The following is an 8,948-nucleotide window of genomic DNA, read 5'->3' on the forward strand; positions in this document are numbered from 1 at the left end:
AGCCGTGGCCCGCAGCCGGGAACAGCCGCCCTGGCTGGTCAGCATCCGGCGCGAAGCCGCCGACGGGTCTGCGCACGGCGTCGGCGTGATGTGCGGGCCACGTCATATCCTCACCTGCGCCCATGTGATCGGACGGGCCGAGGAAGCGCCGGACGGACCGGTGTGGGTCCGGTTCCCGCACGTGCGGCACGTCGAGGCGCTCAGGGCGACCGTGCTGCCGGACGGCTGGCATCCGGCCACCGAGGCCCGCACGGGGGATGTGGCCATCCTGGAACTCGCGGGCGACCCCCCGCCCGGCGCCCGCCCCGCACCGCTGTGCACCACAGCGGTCGGGATCTGGCACCACCGATTCCGTGCCTACGGCTACCCGAAGAAGCACGCTCGCAGTGGTGTTCCGGTGCGCGGCGAGATCGTCGACCATACGGGCGAGGAGTGGCTGCTGCTCGAACCGCGAGCGGGGTGGGCGCCGGAACCCGGTTTTTCCGGAGCACCGGTGTGGGACGAGGACGGCGACGGAGTGATCGGCATCCTCAACGCCCGGGAGCGGAGCGGCGACTCGGGCACAGGCGGGACCGGCACCGCGTACGCGATCAAGACCGAGGCGCTGCTCCGCTACTGGCCCCCGCTGGCCAAACAGGTGCGGGAGCAGGCCGAGGACAAGCTGCGGGCCCGCCTCGAGTCACGGCTCGCGCTGCCGCTCACGCTCTCGGGGGAACTGCCGTCCGTCGGAGAGGTGGATCCGTACCACATCGGAGTGACCCCCTCCACATACAGCGGGCGCCGGACCGAAGGCGGCCGCAGCGATGCGTATGTCGGGCGCTGCGAGCCCGACGCGCTCCTGGAGGGGGCGCTGGACAGCGTGCTTTTGGCCGCACCGGACAGCGCACGGCTGCTGCTGCTCGCCGGCCCTTCGAAGTCCGGCAAGTCCCGAACTCTGTTCGAACTGCTGCGCCGCCGGATGCCGCAGGCTCGGCTCCTGGTGCCCGCCACCGACCGGACCGCGCCGGGGGATCTGTCCCGGCTGCGACTGCCGGCCGGCGGCGACCGGGTCGTCCTCTGGCTGGACGAACTTGATCACTATCTGCGGCCCGGGGGACTCGACGTCCAGGTCTTGGAGCGGTTCGCACGGCAGGACCAACCAGTCATCGTGGTCGCCTCCATGACCTCGATACAGCGGCAGGCACTCTTCGACCGCGCGGACGACCAGGGCCGGATCGCCCGCAGCGTGCTGCGCCGGGCCCACCAAGTGGAGCTGCCGCAGCGGCTCACCGATGAGGAGTTGGCGGAGGCCGCCCGGCATTATTCGGGAGAGGACTTCACGGCGCGGGGCATCGGGCAGGTTCTGGTGGCCGCGCCCGAGATGGAGCGGCGTCTGACGGACGGCTTCGACAGCTGTCCGGCGGGGTGGGCGGTGACCCGGGCGGCGGCGGACCGGTGGCGGATGGGCCTGCGCGGGGCAGTGCCCGAGGACGCCCTGTTCCGGTTGTTCCGCGGGTACTTGAGCGACGCGCATCCGTCACTGGACGCGGACGAGGCAGCGTTCCGAGCCGGACTCGCATGGGCGCGCGAGCCCGTCGCCGGTCAGATCGCCCTGCTCCATCCAGACGGGCCCACGGTCCAGGCGGACGCCGAAGACGCCACGCCGGGCGACGGGCCCGCGCAGCGGATGTACACCGTCTTCCCGTATGTATCCGACTATCTGGATGCCAGGACCGACGACCCCGGCGCGGCGGTACCGGGCTTCGCCTGGCAGCTCGCCCTGAACGGCAGCGCTTCCGGCGGCACCGGCCGCGCCGAGGCCCCCGGAGCGACGGCGGCCCTGAGCACCGACCTGCTCACGGTCGCCGTCACCGCGGTCGCACGCGACGAGCTGGAAGTGGCCGTGGCCGCGCTGCGCCGGGTCCGGCAGGTCGGCGAGGACTCGGACGATGCAGCATGGGCAGCGGTCATGCTCGGGCAACTCGAACTCGCCCGAGGTGAGTTCGCGCAGGGAATGGAGTCTCTGGAGGCGGCCCTCGAGTCCGGGGTCCCGGAGGTTGTGCCGCTGGCTCAGGTCGAACTCGGCGCGGTGTTGGTGGCCAGTGACCGGATACGGGCCAGCCGGCTCCTGCAGGCGGCGATGGGCTGCCGCAACCGGCAGCTCGCATTGCTCGCCCGGGTGTACTTCTCCGGGCTGCTGATCTTGCAGGGCAAGCACGAACGGGCCCTGTCGCTTCTGGACGACGTGCTGGCCGCGGGCGACGACGAGGTGGCCGGCTTGGCGCAGGCCCGGCTCGGCGGGATGCTCGCCGACGAGGGTGCTCCCGCCTCCCTGGGCAGTACTCGGAAGCAGGGCCCGGCAGCCAGTGGGCCCGAACTGCTGCGGACCCGCGCGGCCCGCGCCAGCGATCTGCCGATCCCGGACACCGGCCCCTGGACGCTCTCCCGCACCATGGACGCCTCGGTGACCGCGCCGATCACGGAGTTCGCCCGGACGAACATGAGCTGGCTGCTGGTCAACCAGGGGAAGCTCGACCAAGCGGAGCAGCTGCTCCGGGAGGTGATGGCCGGCGGCCATCCGCTGGCCGCGCCCCTGGCCTGCGCCAACCTGGGTGACCTCTTCGTGGACTGCAACCGGTGGGGCGAGGCAAGACCATTACTCGAGAGCGTGTTGAACGCCCCGGTACCGCTGGCGTGGCCGCTGGCCCAGGTCGCACTGGGGCGACTCCTGGTGAGCGGGGACGAGGACCAGGAGCAGGGCGCCGAGCTGCTGCGCGAAGTGGTCCGGTCGGGCCATCCGGCCCATGCGCCGCGCGCCGCCCATGTCCTGGGCTGCTGGCATGTTGCGTACGAGCGAGTGGAGCGTGCGGAGTACCGGCTGGACCAGGCCGTCGCATCCGGCCACCCGGACTGGGCGTCGGCCGCCCAACTCGCCCTGGCCGGACTCGCCGCGCTGCAGGACGACACGGACCGCGCGCAACAGCTGCTCACCGAGGTCGCCGACGGGGCGTGGGCGAATGCCCCGTGTGCCATGGACCAACTGGGCGATCTGCTGGCCGGGGCGGAGCGCTACGAGGAGGCTGAGGCTGCTTACCGACAGGCCATCGACTCCGGCCATGAGCACTGGTCCCAGCTCGCCCGGATCGACCTGGCGCTCATGCTGGCGGGGACGGCCGACCCGGACGACCCGGACAACGTGGCCGCGTTCACCGGGCTGCTCGCGCAGGCCGCGGCCTCCGGACACCCCGGACAGGGCCCACGTGCCGCGGAGTTGCTCGGCGAACTGCTCGCCCTGTTGGAACGGTACGAGGAGGCTGAGGCTGCTTACCGACAGGCCATCGACTCCGGCCATGAGCACTGGTCCCAGCTCGCCCGGATCCACCTGGCGCTCATGCTGTCGGACTTCGTCGACCCGGACCAGCCGCAAGGCTTCGCGGCCGTGGCGGAACTGCTCATCGAGGCCATGGACGCGCCTCATCCCGCGCTCGCCACCTGGGCCCAGTCCCTGCTCGGCCAGGTCCGGGTCGCCGAGGGCGACCGGTCGGAGGGACTCCGGCTGCTGAGATCCGCCGTGGTCGCCGATGTTCCACGGTCGTCCGACGCGGCCCGGCTCTTCCTGGCCACAGAGCTTCTGACCGACGGCGGGGACGCGGCCGAGGCAGAGGCCGCGGAACTCCTGGAGCAGGCCCTCCGCGGGGAGCCGTCAGATGTCACCGAAGCGGCGCGGGCGATCCTCGGCACACTGCGCCTTCGCCAGGGCGATCACGCGGCCGCGCGGCGACTCCTGGCCGACACTGCGGGATCCGACGCAGAGGAGGCCGTCGCCGAGAGTTACCTCGACCGTGGTGAGTACCTCCTTGAGGTCGGGGAGATCGAGATGGCCGCCGAACTCCTCAAAGCCGCCCTGGACATGGGCATCCCGGACAGCGCACCCAGGGCCGGTCTGCTGCTCGGCGTGACCAATCTGGCTCAGCGCAGACTGGAGGAAGCCCGGGACCGCCTCTCCCTAGCGGTGGCATCGGGCAACCCCGCCGTGGAGCCACAGGCACGGCGGTACCTAGGCAGCACACTGGCCCAGCTCGGCCGCCCCGAGGAGGCGGAAGAGACCCTGCTCCCCCTGGCCGTGGCCGAGGAGACCACGGAGCGCCCGCAGGCCCTGCTGCTGCTCGCCCGACTCGCGGTCGTCACCGGGCGGCACGCTGAGGCGTCCGACCGTTTCGAGCAGGTGCTGGCCGCCGCTGACCCGGAAGCGGAGGCCGTGGCGCGGACCGCGTACGCCCAACTGCTACGGGAAACCGGACGCTGGGACCGCCTCGCGGAGATTCTGTCAGCGCCTGCAGACGCCCGCCCCGTCCCAGAGGGCAATCCTGCACCGGATGCCCGACCCGCCCTGGAAGGCGACCCCGCAATCGCAGTCCGCTCCACACCGGAAAGCACCCCCGCGCCGGACCCCCACACCCCGCACCCCGCGGAACCCGTCCTGACCTCACTGGTGTTGGCCCTGCTCGGCGATGTCGCCTCGTCCGAACAGAAGTGGCAAGAGGCTCGCCACTGGTACCGCCGCGCCCTCGACGCCCCCGACAGGGACCAGGCACAGGACCGCGCTCGCGCGGCCCTCGGAACCCTCCCCGAATAGCGCGCGGACGTTGGCCACTTCCCCGAGGCGGCCCACTCGTCCCGCGTACCACCAGCTTTGGACAAGGGCCGCCTCGCGGGGTGCCAACTCCTTGTCACTCGAGCCGCTCCACGGCCATAACGCCCTCCGAAAGCGCTGAACCCACCGTAGCCCGGCCTGCTAAGAGGGTCCGGCTCCTCTGAACATGCATCCCGACCCAACAGGTCGCACACCCCTCCCGCCTGCCCAAGTACCTCGCGCACCCGAAAGGCTCGCGGAGCCCTGCGCGACGAACTGGACTTCGTCACCGACGTGAACCCCAGGGAAGCCGCAGCGCTGTCGCCCCCGCCTTCCTGAAGGCTGTCGAGGACCACGGCGCCGAACTGAGGCAACGGTTTCTGGCAACTGCCGTAGGCCGCGGCGGACCTGCGAGAGCAGGTGGCCGGCATCGAAGACCGCGCGGCGTTCGAGCAGTACCTTCGACTGCAGTTCGACGAGAGCATCGCGCTGCCGCTTGAGGACCTGCGGAAGGTCATGAGCGGCCTCAACCTCAAGACCTTCTACAGCGCGCTGAACTACAAGTTCGAACTGCCCGCTCTCGCCGCGGCGGCAAGCGGCTGTGCAGCCAATGTGCCGATCGCCGCAGGCAGCCTCGCGGTCGCCGCCGCGACCCTGCGCCAAGCCACGGCGGAGGCACGCGACGCTCAGCTCGGTGGCTCTCCAGTCAGCTACCTGCTCAGGGTGGAACGGAACTTGAAGCCGACCACACTGGTGCGGCGAGTCGTGCGAACGCTTGGCCGAGCTGCGGGCTCCGGAATCTAGCCGTGCTCAACCGCGGTTGCTGTGTTTGGGCAGCTCGCCCCGGAAGTCGCAGCCGGGGCATTCGTCCTCGCCCTGGATATGGCCCTCGTACCAGCCGTGGACGGCTGCGTGGAGGATCGCCTCCTCCACCGAGGCTTCGCCGCTGCGGACCGATGCGATGGCGTTGCCGACAATCAGCCGGAGCACGGCGCTGTCGGGTGAGGGGAACGGCGGGGACGGCATCGGCGAGTCTGTCGTCATGGCCGCAGCCTACGGGCGGGACCGACCGCCGGTCAGCCGGATGCGGTGCCGTCGTGCTGGGCGATGCCGTGCAGGTCGCTGCGGAACCCCCGGCCGACGGGCTGCCAGCCCTGGATGGTAACGGGCCTCCAGCGCGGCCGGTCCGGCACACTGGTGTCGTCGGGCTCCGGCAGGCTGCCACGGCTCTTGCGGCTGCGGGCTGCTCGGACGCTGATGCCCAGGTGGGCGGCGACCTCCGGATACCCCCAGAGTTGCTGGTCGTCGGCCATCGTGTCCTCCCTCGTTTGTCGGTGATGAGCGTACGCAATATCCGGATGGGCGGGCGTACGGCAAGGCCGCCCCTGCCGGTCGGCGCGGGGCGGCCTTCTGCGGTTGCGGTCAGACCTCGGCGAGGCGGTTGGAGAGGTCCAGGGCGACGGTGGCGACCGCGAGGGCGGCGCACAGGCCGGTCACCTCGTGGATGGTGGGGCGGACCAGGCGCGGCCAGTTGTCGGGGGCGGCGGGCCAGTAGGCGAGGAGGACCTCGGTGGTGGCCAGGCCGAGGTGAGCGGTGATGTCCCAGCCCGCGCGGGAGGCGGGCTCCCAGTGCAGGCGGATACGGCCGAGCGGGAGTCTGGGGGTGCCGGCCGGGAGCCAGGAGACGTCGAACGGTCCCTCCGGGAGGGCGGAGACGCGCTGGACCAGTGCGCCGCGCACTCCCGACGGCATGGGCCGCACGGCGAGGCCGTGCAGGGGGCGGGCGGCGAAAGGGTGGGGTCGCGGTGAGATTGGAGCCTCCTGGACGGGATCGGTACGGCGGGTCAGGCCCAGGCGAGGGCATCACGGACAGCTGTCGGGAGGTAGCCCTCCTGGCCGTCATCGGCGATGAACGCCATGCCGTCGCCCACGACGACGTCGGTGCCGAGGTAGTGCGCGAAGGGCCAGTCGGGGTTGACGGCCAGGCGGATCGGCAGGTCGGGGTCGAGGTTCTGAAGTTGGCGGAGCAGGTGGCCGACGGTCAGGTAGTGGGGCACGGGAACCTCCGAGAGCGGGATGGGCGGGTGAAGCGGTGTTGGTGGTCGAGCGTCAGCGGGCGTCGAGGCGGAGCAGGCCGCGCAGCACCTTCGCGCCGGTCGAGTCCGGCTTGGGGTGGCTGGCAAGGTGCCTCCTGCGGCACTCGTTGACGTAGCCCTTGCCGGGGCTCGTCATCTGCCAGTCGCCGCACGAGCAGATGGCCTGGGTATAGGCGCGGCCGGGGCAGTCGGGGTGGAGCGGCTTGCCGGAGCTGGTGTGCTTGTGCTCGGCCGGGCAGTCGGTGCCGTCGGCGTGGTGGTTGGTCAGCGGCGCGCGGTGGGTCAAGGGGAATCCTCTCGATCTGGTCGGGGCCGGTCGCCCCGGCACGCGAGCCGACCGGCGGCGAGGCGGTGCGTGCGGCGGTCCGGAGGGAGACCGGCTGCCGGGCGGTTCAGCGGCTGGGGTTGGCGATGAGCGCGGCGAGGAAACCGGCAACGGCCTCGGAGGGGGTGTAGGGGCCGAACTCCTGGACCCAGGGCTCGGCGTCGGCGGGGATGCCCCGGACCTGCCAGACGATGCCGCGCTTCCAGGCGGAGGTGTCCTCGGGGAGCCAGCCGACGTAGACGCGGGCGCCGAGCAGTTCGAGCACTGGGCCCGCGCAGTGGTCGCTGGAGAGCCAGGCGCGCTCCTCCACGGCGGGGCGGACGACAGCGGGCAGGAGGGTGCTGGAGGCGTTCACGAGTGGGTGATCCCTTCGTTGACCTGCGGTTTTCCCGACGCCCGTACGTTGACATGCAGTGTGCCGAAGTACGTAGTCGTTTCCGGGAAGGTTCTGTCTGCCGTGGGCGAACTGGCCGCCGAGGGTGAGAGACCGGCGGGCGGGGGAATGGATTGGCGCGGCCAGTTGTCGTAACTGGGCTGCGGTGCAAGGCCGTACGAAGCCGAAGGGGGAAGGCGTGGCCGAGTCGAGCAGGCACTGGAACGGTGCCGGGCTGGAGCGCAAGATCCGCAGCGCCGGGCGGCCGTGGACGGTCGGCGACATTGCGATGGTGGCCGACGGCCAGTGGGCCGTGGACACCCAGGCCGGGAGGCAGCGTGACGGGGAAGCCGTGGTGGAGCACCGGATCGCGGACGGGCGGCGCGTCGAGCTGACGGTGCAGGAGTTGGCCCGCGCGATGGGCTCCCGGTTCGGGGACGCCCACCGCGACGAAGACGCGGACTGACCGGTTACCGCCGGGGCCCGGTCGCGGCCACCGTCGGGCCGACAGCGGCCGACGGGGCGGGCTGGTCCGGTGGTTGGCCCAAGGCGCGCGGTGCGTGCGCGGAGCGGGCGACAGCGGCCTGGGCCAGGCGGAGCGACGGTGCCCGGTCCGCGGCCACGGCGGCTTCGCGGGCCTCGATAACGTGGCTGATCGCCTGCAGGGCCGTGCGGCTCTCGGCCTGCGCGACCCGCAGGTTCGCCGCCGAGCTCGTGATTCGCTCCAGGTCGTAGAAGGCCGGCACATGGCCAGGCCGGGTGAGGGCGTACAAGCGTTCCTGGTGGACGGCGACCGCGTTGTTCGAGACGACGAGGCTCGATCGGATATGCATCGCCGAGCGCAAGAGCAGGTCCTCGACGGGGCGGCGGACCGCGAGGGTTTCCAGCGCGTCGATGGGATGGCCCCAGGCTTTCTCGATCATCACGTCGGCCTGGTTTAGGGCAGTGGCGTCGGACACGGGTGGCTCCGGAGGGTGAGAAGGGGAACGGTGGTCAGCGGCTGTGCCCCGGGCGCGGGACCTGCGGAGCCGACGACGGGCGCGGTGCCGGGATGAACGGCCGTGCGCCGGCATGCGAAGGCACCACGGTGGAACGCGAGTTGGCAACCTGGGCACGGCGGACATCCAGAGGAGTCGGCACCGGGGGCTTGACCGGGGTCGCCGTTGCCTGCGGCGGAAGGCGGCGCAAGTCGCCGCCGTAGCGGATGACCGGTGCCGGATCAGTGAGCGCGGTGTTCATCGCGACCACCAGGCCCTCCGGGGTGAAGGATGAGGCGGTGGCGTACCACTGGTTTCCAGGCGGTCCGGCCAACATGAGCCAGCGCTCTTGATGGCCCGTCATCTCGGCGGCGTGGCCGAGGCGGTTGCGGCGCAGGTGGACCTCGGCCAGGCCGTCCGGAGACTGGAAGGAGACGTCGGCCGCGCCGTAGCGGTGGCTCCAGCCTGCTGCCGCAAGCGGTGTGCCGACGTCGAGTGCCGCCAAGTCGGGGTGTGTCAATTTAACGGCTCTGTCCCGTAATCGGTGGTAACGAAGGGTGACGGG

11 protein-coding genes are annotated in these 8,948 nt (G+C 71.6%); 3 read left to right on the plus strand and 8 right to left on the minus strand.

What is annotated here, in order from left to right:
* Nucleotides 1-4: 4 nt before the first annotated feature.
* A complete protein-coding gene (locus ACY34J_RS26250; protein ID WP_462729099.1) occupies nt 5-4,615 on the plus strand; it encodes a tetratricopeptide repeat protein in 4,611 nt (1,536 codons plus the stop codon).
* Nucleotides 4,616-5,020: 405 nt separating this feature from the next.
* Nucleotides 5,021-5,416, plus strand: coding sequence for a DUF6236 family protein (locus tag ACY34J_RS26255; RefSeq protein WP_462729113.1), 396 nt, complete (start codon nt 5,021-5,023; stop codon nt 5,414-5,416).
* Nucleotides 5,417-5,422: 6 nt separating this feature from the next.
* Here ACY34J_RS26255 and ACY34J_RS26260 read toward each other — a convergent pair whose 3' ends face one another.
* The 6 genes from ACY34J_RS26260 to ACY34J_RS26285 all read right to left on the minus strand — a co-directional run bounded on the left by ACY34J_RS26260 (nt 5,423) and on the right by ACY34J_RS26285 (nt 7,388).
* Nucleotides 5,423-5,656 carry a hypothetical protein gene (locus ACY34J_RS26260; RefSeq protein WP_462729098.1) on the minus strand — a complete coding sequence of 78 codons (234 nt, stop codon included), beginning with the start codon at nt 5,654-5,656 and terminating at the stop codon, nt 5,423-5,425.
* Between the two features lie 32 nt (nt 5,657-5,688).
* Nucleotides 5,689-5,925 (minus strand): MarR family transcriptional regulator, encoded by a 237-nt coding sequence (locus ACY34J_RS26265; RefSeq protein ID WP_462729097.1) that lies wholly within the window; start codon nt 5,923-5,925, stop codon nt 5,689-5,691.
* A gap of 109 nt (nt 5,926-6,034) precedes the next feature.
* Nucleotides 6,035-6,364 carry an esterase gene (locus tag ACY34J_RS26270; protein WP_462729096.1) on the minus strand — a complete coding sequence of 110 codons (330 nt, stop codon included), beginning with the start codon at nt 6,362-6,364 and terminating at the stop codon, nt 6,035-6,037.
* 92 nt (nt 6,365-6,456) lie between these two features.
* On the minus strand, nt 6,457-6,669 hold the full coding sequence (locus tag ACY34J_RS26275) for a hypothetical protein (protein ID WP_462729095.1): 213 nt from the start codon (nt 6,667-6,669) through the stop codon (nt 6,457-6,459).
* Nucleotides 6,670-6,721: 52 nt separating this feature from the next.
* Entirely contained in the window at nt 6,722-6,994 is a 273-nt protein-coding gene (locus ACY34J_RS26280; protein WP_462729094.1) for a hypothetical protein, read from the minus strand.
* A 106-nt stretch (nt 6,995-7,100) separates the two neighbouring features.
* Complete coding sequence (locus ACY34J_RS26285) at nt 7,101-7,388, minus strand: SPDY domain-containing protein (RefSeq protein ID WP_462729093.1); 288 nt, start codon at nt 7,386-7,388, stop codon at nt 7,101-7,103.
* Between the two features lie 217 nt (nt 7,389-7,605).
* On the opposite strand from ACY34J_RS26285, the gene ACY34J_RS26290 reads away from it, so the two are divergent.
* Nucleotides 7,606-7,872 carry a hypothetical protein gene (locus tag ACY34J_RS26290; protein WP_462729092.1) on the plus strand — a complete coding sequence of 89 codons (267 nt, stop codon included), beginning with the start codon at nt 7,606-7,608 and terminating at the stop codon, nt 7,870-7,872.
* 4 nt (nt 7,873-7,876) lie between these two features.
* Here ACY34J_RS26290 and ACY34J_RS26295 read toward each other — a convergent pair whose 3' ends face one another.
* Both ACY34J_RS26295 and ACY34J_RS26300 read right to left on the minus strand, forming a co-directional pair.
* Nucleotides 7,877-8,365: a hypothetical protein gene (locus tag ACY34J_RS26295; RefSeq protein ID WP_462729091.1), complete on the minus strand. Its 489-nt coding sequence runs from the start codon at nt 8,363-8,365 to the stop codon at nt 7,877-7,879.
* A gap of 34 nt (nt 8,366-8,399) precedes the next feature.
* On the minus strand, nt 8,400-8,948 hold a 549-nt coding region (locus tag ACY34J_RS26300; protein ID WP_462761979.1), incomplete at its 5' end, for an SPDY domain-containing protein.

It is taken from the genome of Streptomyces sp. HSS9-12 (assembly GCF_054963655.1).

Excerpts from the sequence above, each read along its gene's own strand:
- ACY34J_RS26260 (WP_462729098.1), bottom strand. The coding sequence starts at position 5,656 with ATGACGACAGACTCGCCGATGCCGTCCCCGCCGTTCCCCTCACCCGAC.
- ACY34J_RS26265 (WP_462729097.1), bottom strand. The coding sequence starts at position 5,925 with ATGGCCGACGACCAGCAACTCTGGGGGTATCCGGAGGTCGCCGCCCAC.
- ACY34J_RS26270 (WP_462729096.1), bottom strand. The coding sequence starts at position 6,364 with ATGCCGTCGGGAGTGCGCGGCGCACTGGTCCAGCGCGTCTCCGCCCTC.